The sequence below is a fragment of the Paracoccus wurundjeri genome (genome assembly GCF_030678915.1).
Classification (GTDB): domain Bacteria; phylum Pseudomonadota; class Alphaproteobacteria; order Rhodobacterales; family Rhodobacteraceae; genus Paracoccus; species Paracoccus onubensis_A.
This window is the reverse complement of sequence record NZ_JAUUTZ010000009.1, coordinates 1-20,303: the sequence shown is the minus strand read 5'-3', so window position 1 is coordinate 20,303 and position 20,303 is coordinate 1. Positions and strand designations below refer to the sequence as shown.

Sequence of the window (20,303 nt, the reverse complement as noted above, 5' to 3'; positions counted from 1 at the left end):
GTTCATCACTTCTCGATCTTCACCTCTTCAAGGCGGAAATTCGATGTCGGCAGGATCTCGAAATCCTTGACGTAATCCTGCGCCGCCCATGCAGAAGCCGGATGATACAGGAAGATATAGGGTGCTTCGTCATGCAGGATCTGGACCATTTCCCTGAACATCCCGCCACGCTCGTCGCCATCCGGCGTCTTGCGCTCTTCCTCGTAGAGTTCGTTCAGGCGCTCGCTTTTCCATTCGGTGTGATAGGCATTCGCCCGTTCGGGGTTCACACCGACGAAGCCGATGATCTGATCGGGATCGATCGTGTCCGAGGTCGCATAGGATACCGACATGTCATAATTGCCGGACTTGGTGGTTTCCCACTGGGTTCCGCCCTCAAGCATCTGCACCTCGACCCTGACGCCCACTTGCTGAAGCATCGCCTGTAACGTAATCGCCGCGTTGCGGCTGGTCGCGGCGCCCGAATCGACCAGAAGCTGCGCCTCGAAACCGTCGGCATAACCGGCTTCGGCCAGCAATTCCTTGGCCGCGGCGGGGTCATAGGGATATGGCGCCAGTTCCGGATCGGCATAGGCCATGACCGGCATGGCGGCGGCGGCGGGTTCGCCCGCGCCGTAAAGCACGCCCTGAACCAGTGCATCCTTGTCGATCGCCATATTCAGGGCTTTCCTGACCCGCTCATCGTCAAAGGGTTCCCGGGTGGTGTTGAGCTGGACGAAATCGGCGCGGTAGGGAATGATCTGGCCGGTGGAGATGCCATCTTTGCCATCAAGATCCTCAAGCTGGTTCAATGGCGGGTCAAGCGCCACATCCACCTCTCCGGCTTCCAGCTTGATCACCCGCGCCGAGGGCTCCGTGACGATCTCGAGAACCGCGTCATCGACATAGGGCTTGCCCTCCTGCCAGTAATTCGGGTTTTTCTCCAGTTCGATCCGCGAACCGCGCGCCCAGTTCTTCAGCATGAAGGGGCCCGCACCGACCGGCGCATCGAAAAAGGCGTCGCCCTTTTCCTCGACCTGCGCCTTGGGCAGGATCGCGGCGGCGAACAGCGCAAGATTGTTGAAGGCCGGGGTGAAAGGTTCGGCAAGTGTCATCACGATCTGGCGGTCGTTCACGATCTCGAAGCTGGTGATCGGGCGATAGAACCGTGCCCAGCCCGATTCCTCGGATGCGGCGCGTTCGATCGAGAATTGCACATCTTCCGCAGTGACCGGCGTGCCATCCGAGAATTTCGCCTCGCGCAGATTGAAGGTCAGCGTCAACCCGTCTTCAGAGACGGTCCAGCTTTCGGCAAGGCCCGGTTCAAGCCCCTCTCCGGTCTTGTCGGGGCGCACCAGGGTGTCAAAGATAAGAAGCTGTGTCCAGATAGAACCATTATCGCTGGTCGCGATCGGATCAAGGCTCAGCGGGTCGAACCCCATTGCAACGCGAAGCGTTTCCGCCGCCGCTGGCAGGCCGGTCAGTGCGACGGCTGAAGCAAGCAGCAGAGCTTTCAGATTAAGTCCGGGGATCATGAAGATTACTCCTACACCTGTCGTTGGGCGCTTCCTGATTTCGTTCGACAAGATTGCGCGTTGGCCTTGGGTTTGCGGATATGATCATAGACAGGTCAGCCCATGCAGAATAATAATAAATAAGCGGTCCAGCATAAGGTCAGTAATAGTGAACCTGCGCGAGCTTGAACTTTTCGGAACCCTGATGCGGGTGGGAACCACGACCGAAACCGCGCGGCTGCTGGGCATATCGCAGCCGGCCGTCAGCGGGCAGTTGAAACGGCTGGAAGGCAGGCTTGGCATGTCGCTGTTTCACCGGACCGGCAACCGGTTGGAACCAACGCATGAAGCAAACGAGCTTTTCGCGATGGCCGTGCCAATTTTCAACACCCATGCGACGATCCGTTCGAGACTGCCGACCCTGCGCGATCTTGCGGAAAAGCCGGTCGCTATATCGGCCACGCCGGCGCTTGTCGAAAGTTTTCTTGGCGCGGTTCTCATTCGCGCCGGATACCGGGACTGGAAGAAGCGCATCATCATGCGGGTTCATTCGCCCGAGGACGATCTGCGCAGCGGCGAAGCCGATATCGGCCTGCAAATGGCATTGCCGCCCAAAGCGGAATTTCAGGCTCACGCGCTTGGCAAGATCCCTCTGGTCGCCCTGCTGCCGGAAGATCACCCTCTTGCCCGCGAGCCCGAACTGACCTGCGCCGTGATCGCCGCCAACCCGCTGGTTTGCTATAGTCCGGACTGGTCGCCGATGGGGAACAGTATCCGCAACGCCTTTGTCGCTCAGGGCCTGTCCTATGATCCGGCCTGCGTGGTTCCGTTCTGCGCGAATGTCTGCAGCATGGTGCGCGTCTGCGGAGGCGTGGGAATCGTGGACGCGATGACCGCGCGCGATTACGTCATGCGCGGACTGGTTTCGCGCCCCATCCCGGATCTGCCGGATGTGTCCATCATCGCCTTTCACCGGCGGCACGAACCGATGCGCGCGCCTGTGCAGGATCTTTTAAGCGCGCTGTTGAAGTTTGAAACCAAACTTCTGCCAGAGCTTCCGCATTCCACCAACTGAACCCCGGCGCGATCGGGCCGGGATATCGCAGATAGGCGCCACGCCCTATCGCAGATCGGGCATGCCGGCGGTAGCGGGCCGGACACTCCGCCATTCCCTGCCGGCATCCCGCATGATCAGGACCGCACCCTGAAGCGCAAGACCGGACATCAGGCTTGCGACGACAAAATCAGGCCAGCCCGTTCCCGTACCGAAGACGCCAAGCGCGGCCAGCAGCACCGCCATGTTCGCGATCACGTCATTGCGCGAACAAATCCACACGGAACGCATATTCGCGTCTCCGTCCCGGAAAGCCATGAGAAGGATCAGACAGACAAGATTCATCACCAGAGCCAGAGTGCCGATAAGCCCCATTGTGGGCGCATGCGGCACCGTTCCATTGAGCCAGTGCCAGACCACGGTGCCCAGAACCCACAGTCCGAAAACGCCCATCGATGCGCCCTTGACCCATGCGGCACCGGCACGCCAACGCAGATTCATGCCCAGCACGGCAAGGCTGATGGCATAATTGGCTGCGTCGGCAAGAAAGTCGAGCGCGTCGGCTTGCAGCGCGGCAGAACCTGCCAACATGCCCGCGGCGATTTCCGTCACGAACATCCCGGCATTGATCGCAAGCGCGATCCACAGGACACGACGGAAACGGGATGATCCCTGAACGGCAGAGGAAGCGCAGCTATCGGAAGAGCAGCAGGGCATGGCGGACTCGCGGAATGTTTCGGTTCCGCCTAGAATGTAGCGGCTATAGCAACTATAGGGTCAAGCCATGCCCGAAGAGATTTATCGCATTGGCGATCTCGCGCGTCTGACCGGCACGAAGGTCGTCACGATCCGCTATTACGAAAAGATCGGCCTGATGCCCGCGCCGCATCGCAGTGCCGCCAATTATCGCATCTACAGCAAGGCCCAGCTGCATCGGTTGCAGTTCATTCGCCGCTGCCGCGAGCTTGGCTTTTCTTTGGAGCAGGTCGCCGAACTTGCCGCGCTGTCTTCGGATCGCGCCCGATCCTGCACGGAAGTCGATGATCTGACACGGGTGCATCTTGCCGAGATCGAAGACAAGATCGCCGATCTGACGGCACTGGCCGCCGAATTGCGCAGCATCGGTGCCCAATGCAAGGGTGGGACGACGATTTCAAACTGCCGGATCATCGAAGCATTGGGCCGAAATTGAAAAGCCGGTCCGGACGCGCTGCCGCCCGGCCCGGCTTTCCGTATGATTCAAGACGCCGATTTCGCGCCCCGTGGCGACAGCCTCAACCCTGTTGCGGTTCGAGGATATCCGTCGCGCGGTGCTGGTCATCCACGCCGTCCATAAGAAACACCTCCCCCTCCGAGCCTTGCTGACGCAAAGGGATAAGCGCCTGATAAGCAGGTGAGGAATACCACAAGCGCGCCGCTTCGATGGTCGGAAAGGCGATGACGATCAGGTCGTCGCGCGACACCCCTTCAAGCTGCTCTTTCCGGCCTCCATGAATGATGAAACGGCCGTCATATGGTTTCAGCGTGGCGTCAATCCCGTGCAGATAGTCCAGGATCCCCTGATTAAGATCGACGTTGCGCAATTGGCCTATGGCATAAGCTGTCATGTCTTTATCTCCTTCGAATAGTCGTCGGGCAAACGCGACGCAGCACAAAACTGCTGATCACAAAGCCGATCATCATGGCAAATTGTTCTGAGGTCGATTACCTCGAAGGTAATCGCAACGCTGTTTGAAACAGGATGGAATGCAAACATGCAGGACGAACAGCATTCCTTTGGCCAGATGCTGCGCGATTGGCGCTTGCGCCGCCGCTACAGCCAGCTTGCCCTTGCGCTTGAAGCCGAAATTTCTCAGCGGCATCTGAGCTTTCTGGAATCCGGGCGTTCGAATCCCAGCCGCGACATGATCCTGCGTCTGGCGGAATTCCTGCAGATGCCGCTGCGCGACAGAAACGCATTGCTGGCCGCCGCGGGCTATGCGCGGGTATATCGCGCACGCGGACTCGCGTCTCCCGATATGGAGCAGGCGCGAACCGCAATCGAACGGATCCTGACCGGGCACGAGCCCCACCCGGCCCTTGCCGTCGATCGCCGCTGGATGCTTCGCTCGGCCAACCGGGCGGTTGCGGTCCTGACCGAGGGCGCCGCACCCTCTCTGCTGGCGGGCGAGGTGAATGTGCTGCGCCTTAGCCTGCATCCCGAGGGGCTGGCACCCCGGATAGTCAATTTCAGGGAATGGCGCGATCATATACTGGCCCGGCTTACGCATGACATCGAGCTTACCGCCGACCGTCAGCTTATCGATCTGCGTAAGGAGTTGCGGGCCTATCCCGTGCCACCCGGCGCCGCGCCGATGCGCAAACCCGTCGCGGCAACATCCGAAATCGCCGTTCCCCTTGTCATCCGAAGCCGGGAAGGACCGCTTGCGTTTCTAAGCACGACAACACTTTTCGGCACTGCGGTCGACATCACCCTTGCGGATATCGTCATCGAAAGTTTCTTCCCGGCGGATCCGCAAACGGCGGCGGCGATGGTCAGACTGATGGCCGGCCCGTGAATCTGGCCCAGTTCGGGGTTGACCCCCGGCGCCACGGATAGGATCTGTATGGGCGTGAAAAACTCGCGACGCACAGGAAAGCCGATGACCAATCATTGCCCCATCATCCTGTCCGACGATCATGTCGCCCGCGTGGCCTCGGCTACGGGACCGCTGCATGATCCACGCTGGAGGATGCTGGAGGATGCCGATCTCGATCTGCTGGCCGCCAGGCTGACGCAGGACCGGCCTCGGCCGATTCCGGTCTTCGCCTATGGTTCGCTGATCTGGAATCCCGGCTTCGACATTCAGTCGCGCCGCCGCGCGACCGCTATCGGCTGGCATCGCAGCTTCTCGATCTCGCTTGACCATTTCCGCGGCTCGCCCGAGCGGCCTGGCCTGATGCTCGCGCTTGCCTCGGGGGGCAGTTGCGAGGGGCTGGTATTCGAGATCGCCGAGGGAACCGAGATGCAATCCCTGCGCGCCATCCTGCGGCGCGAGCTTGTCGCGCATGAATTGGCCGCCAACGCCCGCTGGATCGAGGTCGAGACCCAGCGAGGCCGCGAACAGGCCCTGACCTTCTACGCCGACCCGGTGGATGTGCAGATCGCCGAACTGACGGTCAGGGAACAGGCGCAAAGGCTTGCCCGCGCGGCAGGTGCTGCCGGATCGGGTGCGGAATATCTGCTGCGCACGGTCCTTGGGCTGGCGGAACTGGGCATTCACGACGAATATATCTGGACGCTCCAGCAGCTTGTGGCCGAAGAGATCGAGGCAGGAGACAGTTGACCCATCGTTATCGCCCGCTCAGAAGCTGTGGACCGGCTTGGGAAATGACGGCTTCTTCATGTCCGGCCTTGCTGATCGCACGCCGCATGAGATTTTCCCGAATTCACCATAGCCGCCCATGACGAAGCTGTCACCGCAACCAAGGGTCAAGCTGTCCAGACTGCGCGATATCGGCTGGGCGTATTGGGATCCGATTGGATTGCTGGGACCGGAGGGATTGCATCCGGGTAAATGGGATGACGACGCCAATCTGCCCTTTGCGGACGAATATGACAGCTATCTTGTCTCTGCGGCTTCTCAACTGCGCAGGAACGTGCCCCGCGAACAGGTTGTCGATTACCTTGTACGGGCCGAGACGCAGGACATGTGCCTGCCGAAGACCCCCACGGCTCAGGCGCGGGCCGAAGCGGTTGTCGCCGCCATTCTTGCCGACAGGGAGCTATGGACCTGGCCGGACGAACAGGGGCGTTTTGGCTGACAAGGCAGTCACCGATGAAATCCCGGCACGGTCCCGCGTTAAACGGAAACGAAACGCGGTTAAACGGCCGCCGCCGCATCCCGCCCGAAATCAGGGGCCAAAGGCCCGTCGTAGCTTGCACGTATTTGCATGACGGGCAGCGCCCGGCTCTGGGGACGCGCGGGGATTTCGGCCCCTCGCCTGTAGAACGGCATCCCGGCAGCGTTCACAGACGAATATCGATCAGCATCGGCCCATCCTTGGCCAACGCGCGCCCGAAAGCTGCGTCCAGTTCCAGATTATCGAACACTGAGAGCGCCTCGACGCCGAAACCCTGCGCAATCGAAACCCAGTCGATATCAGGCCGTGACAGACTCATCATGTCATTCGCAGTCGGCCCCGGGCTGGCTCCGACCTTGGCATATTCGCCCAGCAGGATCGCGTAAGAGCGGTTGTTCAGAAGCAATGTCGTGACCGGCAGATTCTCACGCGCCTGCGTCCATAGCGCCTGCACCGTATAAGCTGCGGATCCATCGGCCTGCAGGGTGATGACGCGCCGGCCTTTCTGGCCACTGGCCTCGGCCCCGATTGCCGCGCCGGTCGCCAATGGGATGCCGCCACCGATCGCTCCGCCTATCACCGTCATCCAGTCGCAGGGCGCGGCCTTTCCCATCACCGCATCAAAACCCCCGCCCGAGGTCAAAGCCTCGCTTACCACGATACAGTTTTCGGGCAACTGCCCGGCCACGACCGCAGCCAGAGAGTCGGGCGTGATTGGCCCCGCCTGCGGCTTTTCGATTCGCCCGGACGTGACCTGAACCGGTCGCGGCGCGGCATTCAGCGTTTCGGCCAACGCGTTCAACGCCGACCGCGCATCCTGCTGCCGGTCGGTCAGGGTCAGGATCTCGGCATCCTCACGATGCAACAGGCTGGGAAGGCCGGGATAGCGGAAGAACCCGACCGGGGCCGGACAATTCACCAGCACCAGCAGATCATAGGGTTCCAACACCCGCAAAGCATCGGATACGGGATAGGGAACGGCTGACAGATCAAGACGCCCGCGCCCGCGTGGCTGGCTGGAAATCGCCGGGCTGCCCATCAGATCCGCGCCGGTGGTTTCGGAAATCCCAAGCAGAAGCGGGTGCAGATCCGCGACGACCGCCGGGGCGCCAAGCAGGATCAGGGCCCTGCGCCCGGATTGCAGGGCAGCGGCAACCCGGGCCACGGCTGCCGGATCATGCGGCCGCGGCCCCGCCGGCGGGGCACCGCCCACCGCCGCCGCCCCGCCTTTGGACCAGGACACATCCGCAGGCAGGACCAGCGACGCGATCTGACCGTAACCCTCGGTGGCGGCGCGCAAACCGTCCATGGCATCCTCGCCGATCTTCCCGGGCGAGACGCCGAACCGGAGCCAGTTCGAGGTGCTGCCGACCAGCGCCTCGACATTCGCCGTCAGCGGGCTGTCATGGGCAACGTGATCGGTCGCGTGATCGCCGACAATATTCAGCATCCCGCTGCCTGCCCGGCGGCCGTTATGGATATTCGCAATCCCGTTGGCGTATCCGGGGCCGCAATGCAGCAATGTCGCGGCGGGGCGCCCGACGACGCGGAAATAGCCATCCGCCATCCCCGTCACCGTGTTTTCCTGCAATCCCAGCACACAGCGGATGCCCGGGATCCGGTCCAGAGCGGCAACGAAATGCATTTCGCTGGTGCCCGGATTGGCAAAACAGGTATCCACATTTCCGGCCACGAGACTATGGACCAGCGCTTCGGCACCGCTAAGATTTTCATCGTTTTTCATTATCTTCCAACCTTCCTGTCCGCCATTCCCCGGCACCGTGAACGGATCAGCCACGATGTTCAACGATCAGGGCATCGACAGCCACCGCGCCTTTCGCCGACACCATCAGCGGATTGACATCCAGTTCAAGCAGGTCCTCCTGATGATCGCCTGCATAATCCGCTATCGCCATGATCGCGTCGATCACCGCGTCCAGATCGGCCAAAGCGCGGCCGCGGAACCCATCCAGCAGGGCGAAGCTTTTCAATCCCCGTAACGCGGTTTCGACCTCGGACCGGGTCACCGGCAACAGCAGGGGCGTGGCGTCCTGCATCAGTTCCACCAGGATGCCCCCTGCCCCGACGACCAGCACCATCCCGAACAAGGGGTCGCGCTTGACGCCCACGATCAGCTCCGCCAGCGGCGCGGCCTGCATCGGCTCGATCAGGAAATGCCCGAGCCTGATATCCGGATCATGCGCGGCGACCGAGGCGATCATGCGCTGTGCGGCGGCAGTCAATTCGCCACGGCTGCGCAGGTTCAGGGCAACGCCGCCGACCTCGGTTTTATGCGCCAGCCGGTCATGCAGCACCTTCAGCACGACCGGCTCGTCCAGCATTTCCGGCAGGGATGAAATTTCCGCCAAAGTCAGCACCCGGCCTTTGGGTACCTGCAAGCCATAACCGGCAAGGCGGCGCTTGGATTCGCCCTCGTTGACCGTCATGGCGCCGCCTGAAAGCGTAGCAATCGCAAAGGGCGCCTGAACCTCCACTCCGGTCCGGTCCGCCCTGACCAGCCTGCACCAGGCAACCCATTTGGCGATCACCTGCGCCGCGTCATGCAGCCCCTGCAAGGGTACGATCCCCTGCGCGATCAGGGCAGAGGCATCTTCGGGTGGGATGCTTTCGGTATTGACCGAGGCATGGAATACCGGCTTGCCGCTGGTCCTGCCTGCCGCCGCCAATGCACGGTCCATCGCCTGATGCGCGGTCTTGTCGCGGTAATGCGCCCCTGTGGGGGGATAATCGATGACCAGCATCCCGGCATCATAATCACCTTGCAGCATCGTGGTGAACATCGGGGTCAGTAATTCTTCGCTGCCCCAATAGCCGGCGGTAAAATCCAGCGGGTTCGAGACATGGCCAAAAGCGGGCAGCAGGGGCCTGATCGCGGCCACCTGCCGGTTATCGGGTTGCGGCAGAGCCAATCCGGCAAAGGAACAATAATCCGCCGCCAACCCGTTATCCCCGCCCGAGCTTGAAAACACCGCGATCCGGTCGCCCGAGACACGCGGCGCGACCGAAGCCAGCTTCATCATCTCCAGAAACTGCGGAACCGTGTCGGTTTCGATCACCCCAAGCCGCGTGAACAGCGCCTGATAATATTCGTTCTGCCCCGCAAGCGAACTGGTATGGCTGGCGGCCATTTCCGCACCCAGTTCCGAGCGGCCGGAGCGACAGACGATCACCGGCTTGCCGGACGCCCGCGCCCGCAGACATGCCCGCGCAAAACCCGCAACGTCGCGAATGCCTTCCATGAACAGGCCAAGGCAGGTCACATTCGGATCGTCGATCAGAAAATCGATATAATCCTCGAAGCCAAGAACTGCCTGATTCCCGGCGCTTATCAGGTAGGAATACGGCACCGAACGCGCATTGCTGACCAGATGCCCTGTCACATTGCCGCTTTGCGAGATGACCGCCGCGCCCCGGCCATTTGGCAGTTGCGGATAAAGCGCGGGCCAGATGCTGCCGTGACTGACGTAATTCACCAGCCCGTAACAATTTGGCCCGACCACCGCCATATCGCCCGCCGCCGCGATAAATTCACGGTTACGCTCATGCCCCGCCTCGCCGATTTCCGAAAAGCCCGAAGCATAGCAGACCACGCCGCCGGCCTTCATCGCCGCCAGTTCGCGCAATGCGATCACCGTCGCATCGGCATTGACCGCCAGAAATACCGCATCCGGCGAAACCGGCAGATCCGCGATCGAGGGCAGGCAGGGATATCCGGCAATCTCGTCGCGTTTGGGGTTCACGACATAGACATCACCGCCATATGCCTGTTCGCGCAATGTTTTCAGCGTATATTCCACCTGCGAACCGCCTATAAAGGCCATGCTTTCCGGAGCAAGCAGCCGTTTGAAGTTCTCTCGCATCGCCACGCCGGTTTCCCCTTCGGTTTCGAATGTATTATACGCTCGCATGTCTCATCCTCCCCATGAACGAGGTGTCGCAGATTGCCCGGTTTTGCCCTTATCGGTTGATGCCCGGTTCAGCCCCTCAGCCGCTTGGGCATCGGGGCGCTTGTCGGATATGTTTCCAGATCGATATCCGGCCGCAGCGGGTGCTTATCCGGATCCTCTCCGAACAGATCGCACAACCATTTCCGGATTATTATACAGCACTCGTCACTGGTGTAGGCTTCTTCCATGACCTTGCCGACCCACAATCCGTCCGAAAGCTGGGTTACGGTGATTGCAGACATCCTGATATCGATTTCCATCCCTCTTTCATGGGCGACCGCGGCCAGACGGCGGCCGATATAGGCACGGTATTTCCCCCATAATTCCTGATGCAACGCACGGATTTCGGGAACTATCCATGCCGCGCTCATGTAATGGATCAGAAGTTCCTCATAGCCAAGATCGCGAAGAAAGGGACCGCAGGCGGCATAGAACAGGCGATCGAAGCGATCCTCGATCGTGTTTGCCATATGCCGGTAGAAATCATCGGCATTCTGCAGGAAATACCGGTGCGCCGCGGTGATCAGATCGTCCTTGCTGGCGAAATAATGGTTGATAAGGCCGCGCGACAGACCCGATTCCTCGCTGATCGTATTGATCGTCGAGTTCAGATAGCCATGTTTGCAGATCGAATTCAGTGTGCCAACGATCAGTTCTCGTTTGCGCTGCTCACTGATCCTCGTCTCTCTTGTCACAGTTCTCATGCCGCCATTCCGCCACCACTGACCAACCGATATTCAACCGTTACCTGTAAGGTCGTAACAGATCTTTCGCAATTATGTCCTGATGAACCTCTGATGTGCCTTCCCAGATGCGTTCGATCCGGGCGTCGCGCCAGAAGCGCTGGATTGGAAGTTCTTCCATCACGCCCATGCCCCCGAAAATCTGGATCGCATCATCCGCGACCCGGAACACCATTTCCGAGCAGTAATAGTTTACCATCGACGCTTCGGTCCGGTTCATCTGATCATTATCTATTTTCCAGGCGGCTTCCTTGACCATAAGATCGCCCAGTTTGATATCAACGGCCATATTGGCGATCTTGAAGCCAACGCCCTGGAATTCACCGATCGTTTTTCCGAATGCCTTGCGGGTTCCGGCCCATTCCTTGCTCATGTCGAAAATGCGCTCCGCGCGGCCGACACAATGCGCAGACAGTGCAACCCGGCCATCATACAGCCATTCATTGGCCATATCGAAACCCTTGCCCTCTTCGCCCAGAATCTTGCTGTCATGAAGCCTGACATTATCCAGATAGATCATGGTCGGGTTATATCCGCGTGTCACGATGGATTTCATCGGCTCTACCCGCACGCCGGGCAGATCCTTGTCCATCAGGAACGAGGTGAAGCGCTTGCGCGGCCCCTGGGGCGTATCGTCAATGCCGGTCACCGCCGTGAGGATGATGAAATCGGCGATATCCGCATGAGAAATGAACTGCTTGACGCCGTTGACAACCCAGTGATCGCCATCGCGCACCGCCTTGGTGGTGATGCCCCGCGCATCGGAACCGGCCCCCGGTTCGGTCAGGGCAAAGGCATCCTTGCGTTCGCCGCGAATACAGGGCTTCAGATATTCCTCGATCTGCTCGCCCCGGCATTTGAACAGAATGCCGGTCACCCCGCGATTCATGCACATGGTCAAGGCGGCGCTGGACTTGCCAAGCACCCGCTCGGCCTGCATCTTGGTCTGCCGGTCCAGCCCCGGCCCGCCCCATTCTTCAGGCAGGTTCATTCCGGCAAACCCGGCCTCTTCCGATTTGCGCCGGATTTCCTGCTGAAGTTCTTCGGGGACATGGCGCAATTCCTCGACCAGATCTTCATGAGGATACAGCTCGCGCCTGCAAAATTCTTCCAGCGAGTCGATCAGGGTCTGTTGTTCGAAACTAAGTGCGAAATCCATATTTTTCTCCTTACGCGCCGGTAAAGCGCGGGGCGCGGCGCTCATTGGCGGCCGCCAAGCCTTCCTTGTGATCCTGTGTCTGTCCGCAGATCTTGCCTGCCGCCGCCTCTTCCAGCTGTTGATCCGAAAGGCTGCGAAGATGCGCCGTGTTCATCAGTTTCTTAGCCTGGGCAATCGCCACGGTCGGTCCGGAGGCAAGCAGTTGCGCAAAGGCCAGCGTGTCATCCCACAGCGCGTCCGGATCGCTGACATGGCTGACAAGACGGTTCTTCAAGGCAATCTCTGCCGTCCATAATTCACCGGTATAGGCAAAACGCTTGGCGGCCTCTAACCCGATGATCCGCGGCATCAGCCAGGTTCCGCCGCAATCGGGATTGAAGCCGACATTGGTATAGGAACAGATGAATTTGGCCCTGGCCGAGGCATAGCGGAAGTCGCAGGCCAAAGCCATGTCCAGCCCCGCCCCGACCGCCGCGCCATCGATCATCGCGATCACCGGCTTGGGCATATCATGCACCTGCTGAACCAGACGCAGCGATTCCTCGACCCAGTTCATATCGGGCCAGGGATTTTCTTCCGAAGCCCATTCCTTGACATCCGCCCCGGCGGAAAAGGCACCGCCGCGCCCGGTCAGGATCAGTGCCCGCATGGTCGTGTCGGCGGCCGCCTCGCGCAGGGCACGACGCAATTCGATCGTGATCCCCATTCCCAGCGCATTGCGGGCCTGCGGACGGTTAAGCGCGATGACCCCAACAGCATCATGCCGTTCAATTTCAAGAAATTTATACATTTTCCCCTCATTTCCGCTCTTCCCGCAGATCGGGCTGGCTTTGGTTGACGTTTCTTTGTCAGCAGCCGCGCCATCGCGGCATGCGTTTTTCCAGAAAGGCGCGCTGGCCCTCGATCATGTCCTCGGATCGCAGCATCGCGGCGTAATTCGTCAGGCCTTCGCGGCCATCGGCACGCAGGGCCATCGCCTCGCGATCCGGCAGGGCATCGACGGCGCGCAGCGTTTCCTTCAGGGCCTGCTGCGCCAACGGGGCAGAGCGCCCGATCCTTTCGGCGAGTTCCCAGGCAAGCGGCATCAGGCCCGCCCGGTCGCTCACGCGCCAGACCAGCCCCCAGCGATGCGCGTCGGATGCGCTCATCGGCTCGCCGGTCCAGATCATCGCGGTGGCGACATGATAGGGGATACGCCGGGGCAGCCGTTGAAGCCCGCCGCCATCGGGCAGCAACCCGCGCTCGAGTTCGGGCAATTGCAGGAACGCCTCATTGGCCATCACCAGCAGGTCGCAGGCCAATGCGAGTTCCAGACCACCCCCCACCGCAGGGCCGTTGATCGCCGCGATCAGCGGTTTCTTCAGGGACCACAGCGTGGTGATACCGCCAAACCCGCCTTCGACCGCGCCCTGCTTTGCCTCGGCTCCGGCAGGGTCGGTTCCCTCGTTGAAATCCATACCCGCAGAGAATGCCCGATCCGAACCGCTGGACAGGATACCGATCCGCAATTCGGGATCGGCCTGAAGATACAAAGCCGCCCGTTCCAGAGCGCGGCCAAGCCGGCGGCAGATCGCGTTGACCGGAGGCTTGACCATGCGGATCTCCAGCACCACGCCCTTGCGGATCAGCAGGACATAACCCGCCAGCTCGCGATTCAGATCATCCAGCATCGCGACCCTCCTTCCGGGCGGCACGCATGCTCAGCAGATGCAGGATCAGCGGCGGCAGGGATGTCACGACCAGCATCAGCGATGACGCTGCCGCCAGCGTCGGATCGACATCATCCCGCAGCGTCGCAAAGGTCACACGCGGCAAGGTGGACATCGGCCCCGACGACACCATCAACGAGATGATCAACTCGTCGAACGAAATGAGGAAGGACAGCAACATCGAGGTCGCAACCGAGAATTTCAGTTGCGGCAACGTCACCGTCAGAAAGGCTTTCAGCCGATTTGCGCCCAGACTGCGGGCGACCATCTCCTGGCTGGCGTCATAGCTGTTGAACCCGGCGGTCATGGTCAGGATGACGAAAGGCATCGCCACCACGGAATGGCCCAGGATCAGGCCCCAGATCGTGTTCAGCATGTTCCCGAGCGCCGCGTAGATGAAGAACACCCCCACCGCGATCAGAATGGCCGGCACCGCAAGGGGCGCGACAAGCGTGGTGCGGATCAGGTTCCTTAAGCCGAAGCGGCCCTGATTCAATGCGTAAGAGGCCGCGACACCTACGATCGTCGTCAGAATCATCGTCCCGAAGGCGACGCGCAGCGATACCCACAAGGCCCCGATCCATTTCTCTTGCTGAAAGAAGGATTCATACCAGCGCAGCGACCAGCCCGAAGGCGGAAACGACATCGCCATGGTCGAACTGAAGGACACCGGAATAACGATGATCGCAGGCGCGACCAGAAAGAACAGGACCAGACCGACGAGGCTGTAAAGCCACAGGCGCTCCCGGTGAGAAACATGAGATTCCATCGTTTACCTCACCCGTTCCGGAGACAGTCTGCGCACGAGGATCAGGCTGATCCACAGGCACAGCGCCGTCATGAGCAGAAGAAGAACGGCAAGCGCCGCCGCCGGACCCCAGGTCGGATAAAGCGCAAGCGATTCCTCGATGCGCTGGGCGATCATCTTGACCCTGCCGCCACCCAGCAATGCGGGCGTGATGTAGAAGCCCAGGCTCATCACGAAGATCATGATCGTTCCGGCAACCAGTCCCGGCATCGACAGCGGCAGGAAGATGCGGAAGAACGCATGAGTCGGCGATGACCCGACATTCGCGGCGGCACGCATCAGATTTCCGTCTATCGCCTTCATCGAGGCGTAAAGCGGCAGGATCAGGAACGGGATCATGATATGCACCATGCCGATCACCGTGCCGGTCATGTTATGCACCAGCGTCAATGGCCGCTCGATCAGGTTCAGCCATGACAGCGTCTCGTTGATCAGGCCCTTTCTTTGCAGAATGATCAGCCATGAAAAAGTGCGAACCAGTCCCGAGGTCCAGAACGACCAACACCGCCAGCATCATCAGACCCGCCCATTTCGCCGACAGGATCGACATCAGATAGGCCACCGGATAGCCCATCAGCACGCTGATCACGGTCACCATCAGGGCGATCTTGAACGTGTTCAGGAATATCTCGACATAGACCGGCTCGGAAAAGAACAGCCGGTAATTTCCCAGACCGTAATTCCCCTCGATATCGACGAAGGACATCGACAGCAGCCATAGCAGCGGGGCAACCATCAGCACGCCCACGATCAGCAAGGCGGGAATGGTCAGGCGAAGCATGGACCAGTTTTCGTGCCGCCGTTCACGGTTCAGCGTATGGCGGTTCTTGTCCAGCTGCGTCTGCGGAATTGCGGTTTCGGCCAGAGCGGCAGGTTCCATCGTCAGCCCCCCGCCCGGACAATTCTGGTATCCGCCCGGCCAAGCCGCAGCGTCACCTTTTCACCCGCCTGCGGCATGGCACGCAGGTTTTCCGACCGGTTGGCGGCGCGGACAAACACTTTCTGCCCGCCACTCAGCATCACCTCGTAAAGAAGGGATTCTCCCTGGAACGCGGCCGTGACCACCTGACCGTCGAACAGGTTGTCATCCATATTGGTCACATCGCCCTGCGACACGATCCGCAGACGCTCGGGCCGAAGCATCAGCAAGCTGTCGCCATCGACGCCACCGGCATCCTGCGCCAGATTGATCTGCTGATCACCGAAATGCATCCCGCGCGCGTCGCGCTGCAGCGGCAGGAAGCTGGATTCACCGATGAACTCGGCGATAAACCGGCTTTCGGGGCGTTCATACAACTCGACCGGACTCGCCACCTGTTCAAGCCGGCCCTTCGAGAACACCGCGATCCGGTCCGACATGGTCAGAGCCTCGCGTTGATCATGCGTCACCGAAATCGTGGTCATTCGCAGACGATCATGCAGCTTGCGGATCTCGATCTGCATGGTTTCGCGCAACTGCTTGTCCAACGCCGAAAGCGGTTCATCCATCAGCAGGATACGCGGTTCGAACACGATGGCGCGGGCAAGGGCGATACGCTGTCTTTGCCCGCCCGACAGTTCCGTAATCCGGCGCGCGCCATATCCGGCCAGCCGCACCAGATCCAGAACCCTGTTCACCCGGTCCTCGATCTCGGTACGGGGGATTTTGCGCAGGCGCAGCGGATAGGCCACATTTTCGCCGACCGTCATATGCGGGAACAGCGCGTAATTCTGAAAAACCATTCCGATATTGCGCTTATGCGGCGGCAGGTGAACGATCTCCTGCCCGTCGATACGGATCGAACCCGCATTCGGGCGGGTAAAACCGGCGATCATCATCAGCAGCGTGGTTTTCCCCGAGCCCGAGGGTCCAAGCAGCGTCAGGAATTCACCCGCATCGATATCGAAAGACACCGAGTCGACGGCACGGACCGCCCCGTAATGTTTTGACAATGACTGGATCGATACCGGCAATGCCGTTGTCGAAGAATTCGTCATCCTTGCCCCATCTTTCAGCAATCAGATCGCCCGGCCATGTCAGCCCGACACTGGATTTCGCACGAAGATCCTTTGGATGCCGCAGCGGTCCCGCGCCATCCGGCCAGAAGCTCATTGCAGCATTATGGAATCCCATTTGGTCTGGGCTTCCGTCTGATGATCGGCCCACCACGGCATATCCGTGATCAGCTGTTTTTCCAGATTTTCACTGCTGGTCACGATATTCGCAGCGTCCTCGGGCGAGACCAGTCCCTGTTCGAAGGCATCCTGGTTCATCGGGCCATAGGGAATGAATTCCGGCAAACGCGCCTGATATTCCGGATCAAGCAAATGATTGATCAGTTTCATCGCGCCTTCGGGATTGGGCGAATTCTTGGGCACCACCAGGCATTCGACATCCATGACCGCATCCTGAAGCGTATAGGCATAGGGCGCGCCCTCATCGATGGCTGCGTCAATCCGCGCGGCCCAGATTGCGATCATGTCGACCTCTTCCGATGTCGCAAGCTGCGTGGCTTGCGCACCCGACGACCACATGACCGCGATATCCGGCAGCAATTCCTGCCATTTCCCCATCGCACGATCCATATCGACAGGATAGACATCGGCTTTATCCACCCCATCCGCCATCAATGCGATTTCCATATTGGTAGCCGGTGACTGGGCCGAAATGGCGCGGAGTCCGGGGAAATTCTCGGTATCGAAGAAATCGGCCCAGTTCTTTGGCGGATTATCCCCGTAAACATCGGTATTATACGCCAGAACCGTGCTATAGGCGGTGAACCCGACCCAATGCGTATTCCGCAAATGCTCGGGGATACCGCTGGCATTCGGGATCTGGGAATAATCGAGCTCCTCGATCAGCCCCTCTTTCGCCGCCAGATCGCAAAGCCCGCCATAAAGCTCGGCCACATCGATATCGACGGCATTGGCGCGGACCTTGCTGCGGATATCGCGGATGCCGCCCGCCAGCACGTAATCGACAACGGTCATGCCATGATCTTCGGGCAAATGGTCCAGGATGGCCTTGCGAACGCCCTCCTGATAGGCGCCGCCATAGGACGCATAGCTGACCGTTTCCTCGGCTGCCGCCATACCGGCGACAAGTGCAACCGACGTAGCAAGAATATATTTCCTGTTCATGAATTCCTCCCTTTTTGCGGCACCTCCCCGTGCCGTGCTGGTGATTGGTAGGCGTGTCTTTTGCCGCCGGAAATTCACCTTCCTGCGCGATGCCGTTCCCCGCATCCGGTGATCAACCCGAAAAGGCCGCCTGACCGATATCAATCGCCTTTCGGCAATCTCTGACGATCCGGTCGATCAGTTCCTGGCAACTGGGGATATCCTCGATCAGCCCCATTACCTGACTGGCCCAGACAAGGCCGTCATCGATCTTGCCACTGGTCAAAGCCGCCTTTCCTCGCGCGCCCGAAACCAGAGGCCGCACATCCTCGAACTCCGCGCCCCCGGGACGGCGCTCGATCCGGATAACCTCATCCGAGACTCCGTTTTTCAGCACCCGGCCGGTATTGCGGAACGGGCGGAAAATCAGGTTGGTGTCGCGCTCGCTGGCATCGACCATGGCCTGTTTGATATTGTCATGGATCGGCGCCTCCTGCGTGGCGCAGAACCGGGTGCCCATATTGATTCCCTCGGCCCCCAGCATCAGCGCCGCCGCGAACAGGATCAACCCGCCGATATCGTCTTCACCCGGATGCCCCGCAGCTTCGAAACCATCGATAGAGATCGCGTCGACCCCGGCGCGCTCGGCCGATACTGCATGACGGACGGCGGTGCACTTGTGAACGATCACCCCGCCGGCATCCTTGATCCTGGCGATGAACTCCCTTGGACTGCGTCCGGCCGTCTCGATCACCCTGATCCCTGAATCCAGCGCCGCATCCAGATAGTCTTTGTAGGGCGGAGGCGAGGTCGTGGGCAGAATGGTCAGATTCACGCCAAAGGGCTTATCGGTCATGGCGCGGCAACGCGCGATCTCGGCCCGCAGCGCATCCGGGTCCGGCTGCGTCAGCGCCGTCAGGATTCCCAGCCCGCCGGCATTCGACACCGCCGAGGCCAGTTCGGCGCGGCCGACCCACTGCATCCCGCCCTGAATGATCGGATAACTGATGTCCAGAAGATCTGTCACTCGCGTCCTCAAACCGTCCCCCTTGTCGATTCTGGTTTGTTGTCGGCAGTATTGAGTGATGTTGGACGTTGGTCAAATAATTTTTTTGCTGGACGTACAACTAACCTATAAGCTACGGATATTTAGGGTTGTTTTCGTAACAAACACGGAAGACGGGTCGAATGTCATGCAGAAAATTACATTTCCCGGTGAAACGTTGCGCCGAATCCGCACCGGCGACACAAGCTTTCGGATCACCTTTGTGATTCCCGATATGATCCGGCTTTCTCCCCTTTGCTCCGGTGGCCGGCAATGACTCCGTCGCGGACGCTGGCGGCGATTCTGGTCTGTTTCAGCGGTCTTTGCTACGTGCTCAATGACAGTGTCACCAAACTTCTGATCGACCGCTATGATGTCTCTTGCATCATTCTTATCCGCAGCCTCGTGGCGCTTCCGGTCCTGTATCTGCTGCATGCCCGCACCGCTGGGCGCCTGGGCATCGGATCCCGCAATCTTCCCCTCCATGCGATCCGGGGCGCGATCGGGTTGACGGCCGCCTATCTGTATATCGCCTCACTTGAACAGCTTACGGTTGCCGAGGCCACCGTCATCCTGTTCCTGTCCCCCGTCCTCATCACCGCCATATCCAGCATCGTGCTGAAAGAGCCGGTCAGCCTGACCTCGTGGCTATCGGTCAGCCTGTGTTTCCTGGGGGTCGTCATTGCGATCAATCCCGGTGGTGCGACCTTCAGGCTGTCGGCTCTGCTGGTGGTCGCCTCAAGCCTGATGTATGCTCTGAACGCCATCAATGCGCGCTGGATTCCGCCGAATGACAACCTGTGGACCATCGCCTTTTTCGGAGCATTGTTCTCGGCGCTGTTCATCACCCCGACCGCCCTTCGACATTGGAGCGGAATCCACCTGTCCGACCTGCTGCTGTTCGGGGGCGCAGCGGCGTTTTCCAGCCTTGGGATCGGCATGGCGGCTATCGCCTATCGCATGGCCCCGGCCGCGTTTCTGGCTGCCTTCGGGTATTCAGGGCTGGTCTGGTCGCTGTCGGTGACCTGGATCCTCTGGGGTGTCATCCCGTCGCTGCCATCGCTTCTGGGCGCCACAATCATCCTGTGCAGCGTGGCACTGAATTTCCGCAGGCATAATCGCCCGGTAACCGCACCTGGAACAAAGACGCAAATAGCTTGCCGCGAAAGAAAGAGGCCGGACTGAAAACGATCCGGGCCGGATACATGCCGGGCAGATAAGAGATCCAAAGCATATCGCGCCCGCCCGGATCGCTTTCTCCCCCTCTTCTTCTTTGTCCAAATACCTCGGGGGTGGGGGGGGGGGGGGGCCCGGCCGCGGGGGGGGGCGCCCCCCCCCCGGGGCGGGTGGCGGGGCGCCGGCGGGGGGGGGGGGCGGGTGGG

21 protein-coding genes are annotated in these 20,303 nt (G+C 60.3%); 6 read left to right on the top strand and 15 right to left on the bottom strand.

What is annotated here, in order from left to right; all coding sequences use genetic code 11:
• Nucleotides 1-5: 5 nt before the first annotated feature.
• Nucleotides 6-1,514, bottom strand: a complete 1,509-nt coding sequence (locus tag Q0601_RS10610; protein ID WP_305289802.1) for an ABC transporter substrate-binding protein — start codon at nt 1,512-1,514, stop codon at nt 6-8.
• A gap of 148 nt (nt 1,515-1,662) precedes the next feature.
• On the opposite strand from Q0601_RS10610, the gene Q0601_RS10605 reads away from it, so the two are divergent.
• Entirely contained in the window at nt 1,663-2,568 is a 906-nt protein-coding gene (locus Q0601_RS10605; protein ID WP_305289801.1) for a LysR family transcriptional regulator, read from the top strand.
• 45 nt (nt 2,569-2,613) lie between these two features.
• Here the strand turns inward: Q0601_RS10605 and Q0601_RS10600 are convergent, their stop codons facing one another.
• Nucleotides 2,614-3,264, bottom strand: a complete 651-nt coding sequence (locus Q0601_RS10600; RefSeq protein ID WP_305289800.1) for a cation transporter — start codon at nt 3,262-3,264, stop codon at nt 2,614-2,616.
• Nucleotides 3,265-3,331: 67 nt separating this feature from the next.
• Here Q0601_RS10600 and Q0601_RS10595 point away from each other — a divergent pair, with 67 nt between their 5' ends.
• Nucleotides 3,332-3,739: a MerR family transcriptional regulator gene (locus tag Q0601_RS10595; protein ID WP_305289799.1), complete on the top strand. Its 408-nt coding sequence runs from the start codon at nt 3,332-3,334 to the stop codon at nt 3,737-3,739.
• A gap of 82 nt (nt 3,740-3,821) precedes the next feature.
• On the opposite strand, the gene Q0601_RS10590 is transcribed toward Q0601_RS10595, so the two are convergent.
• Nucleotides 3,822-4,154 (bottom strand): DUF1330 domain-containing protein, encoded by a 333-nt coding sequence (locus Q0601_RS10590; protein ID WP_305289798.1) that lies wholly within the window; start codon nt 4,152-4,154, stop codon nt 3,822-3,824.
• A 147-nt stretch (nt 4,155-4,301) separates the two neighbouring features.
• Here Q0601_RS10590 and Q0601_RS10585 point away from each other — a divergent pair, with 147 nt between their 5' ends.
• The 3 genes from Q0601_RS10585 (at nt 4,302) to Q0601_RS10575 (ending at nt 6,351) form a co-directional block, all read left to right on the top strand.
• A complete protein-coding gene (locus tag Q0601_RS10585; RefSeq protein ID WP_305289797.1) occupies nt 4,302-5,105 on the top strand; it encodes a helix-turn-helix domain-containing protein in 804 nt (267 codons plus the stop codon).
• Nucleotides 5,106-5,189: 84 nt separating this feature from the next.
• Nucleotides 5,190-5,873, top strand: coding sequence for a gamma-glutamylcyclotransferase (locus tag Q0601_RS10580; protein WP_305289796.1), 684 nt, complete (start codon nt 5,190-5,192; stop codon nt 5,871-5,873).
• A 118-nt stretch (nt 5,874-5,991) separates the two neighbouring features.
• Nucleotides 5,992-6,351, top strand: a complete 360-nt coding sequence (locus Q0601_RS10575; RefSeq protein ID WP_305289795.1) for a hypothetical protein — start codon at nt 5,992-5,994, stop codon at nt 6,349-6,351.
• A 205-nt stretch (nt 6,352-6,556) separates the two neighbouring features.
• Here Q0601_RS10575 and Q0601_RS10570 read toward each other — a convergent pair whose 3' ends face one another.
• The 12 genes from Q0601_RS10570 to Q0601_RS10515 form a co-directional block, all read right to left on the bottom strand.
• On the bottom strand, nt 6,557-8,134 hold the full coding sequence (locus Q0601_RS10570) for an acetolactate synthase large subunit (protein ID WP_305289794.1): 1,578 nt from the start codon (nt 8,132-8,134) through the stop codon (nt 6,557-6,559).
• Between the two features lie 46 nt (nt 8,135-8,180).
• Entirely contained in the window at nt 8,181-10,319 is a 2,139-nt protein-coding gene (locus tag Q0601_RS10565) for an acetate--CoA ligase family protein (RefSeq protein ID WP_305289793.1), read from the bottom strand.
• Nucleotides 10,320-10,387: 68 nt separating this feature from the next.
• The gene (locus Q0601_RS10560) at nt 10,388-11,062 is read right to left on the bottom strand and encodes a TetR/AcrR family transcriptional regulator (protein WP_119745194.1); all 675 of its coding nucleotides are present in this window, start codon (nt 11,060-11,062) and stop codon (nt 10,388-10,390) included.
• 40 nt (nt 11,063-11,102) lie between these two features.
• Nucleotides 11,103-12,260: an acyl-CoA dehydrogenase family protein gene (locus Q0601_RS10555; protein ID WP_119745624.1), complete on the bottom strand. Its 1,158-nt coding sequence runs from the start codon at nt 12,258-12,260 to the stop codon at nt 11,103-11,105.
• Nucleotides 12,261-12,270: 10 nt separating this feature from the next.
• Nucleotides 12,271-13,050, bottom strand: a complete 780-nt coding sequence (locus Q0601_RS10550; protein ID WP_305289792.1) for an enoyl-CoA hydratase/isomerase family protein — start codon at nt 13,048-13,050, stop codon at nt 12,271-12,273.
• Between the two features lie 58 nt (nt 13,051-13,108).
• On the bottom strand, nt 13,109-13,930 hold the full coding sequence (locus tag Q0601_RS10545) for an enoyl-CoA hydratase-related protein (protein WP_305289791.1): 822 nt from the start codon (nt 13,928-13,930) through the stop codon (nt 13,109-13,111).
• Nucleotides 13,920-14,738: an ABC transporter permease gene (locus Q0601_RS10540; protein ID WP_305289790.1), complete on the bottom strand. Its 819-nt coding sequence runs from the start codon at nt 14,736-14,738 to the stop codon at nt 13,920-13,922. Before Q0601_RS10540 ends, Q0601_RS10545 begins: the two co-directional genes overlap by 11 nt.
• A 3-nt stretch (nt 14,739-14,741) precedes the next feature.
• Nucleotides 14,742-15,149, bottom strand: coding sequence for an ABC transporter permease (locus Q0601_RS10535; RefSeq protein WP_305289789.1), 408 nt, complete (start codon nt 15,147-15,149; stop codon nt 14,742-14,744).
• A 1-nt stretch (nt 15,150) separates the two neighbouring features.
• A complete protein-coding gene (locus Q0601_RS10530) occupies nt 15,151-15,657 on the bottom strand; it encodes a hypothetical protein (RefSeq protein ID WP_305289788.1) in 507 nt (168 codons plus the stop codon).
• Between the two features lie 2 nt (nt 15,658-15,659).
• On the bottom strand, nt 15,660-16,754 hold the full coding sequence (locus tag Q0601_RS10525) for an ABC transporter ATP-binding protein (RefSeq protein WP_305289787.1): 1,095 nt from the start codon (nt 16,752-16,754) through the stop codon (nt 15,660-15,662).
• Between the two features lie 111 nt (nt 16,755-16,865).
• Nucleotides 16,866-17,897, bottom strand: a complete 1,032-nt coding sequence (locus Q0601_RS10520; RefSeq protein WP_305289786.1) for an ABC transporter substrate-binding protein — start codon at nt 17,895-17,897, stop codon at nt 16,866-16,868.
• Between the two features lie 112 nt (nt 17,898-18,009).
• Nucleotides 18,010-18,903 (bottom strand): NAD(P)H-dependent flavin oxidoreductase, encoded by an 894-nt coding sequence (locus tag Q0601_RS10515; RefSeq protein WP_305289785.1) that lies wholly within the window; start codon nt 18,901-18,903, stop codon nt 18,010-18,012.
• Between the two features lie 291 nt (nt 18,904-19,194).
• Here Q0601_RS10515 and Q0601_RS10510 point away from each other — a divergent pair, with 291 nt between their 5' ends.
• Nucleotides 19,195-20,106 (top strand): DMT family transporter, encoded by a 912-nt coding sequence (locus Q0601_RS10510; RefSeq protein ID WP_305289784.1) that lies wholly within the window; start codon nt 19,195-19,197, stop codon nt 20,104-20,106.
• Nucleotides 20,107-20,303 lie beyond the last annotated feature (197 nt).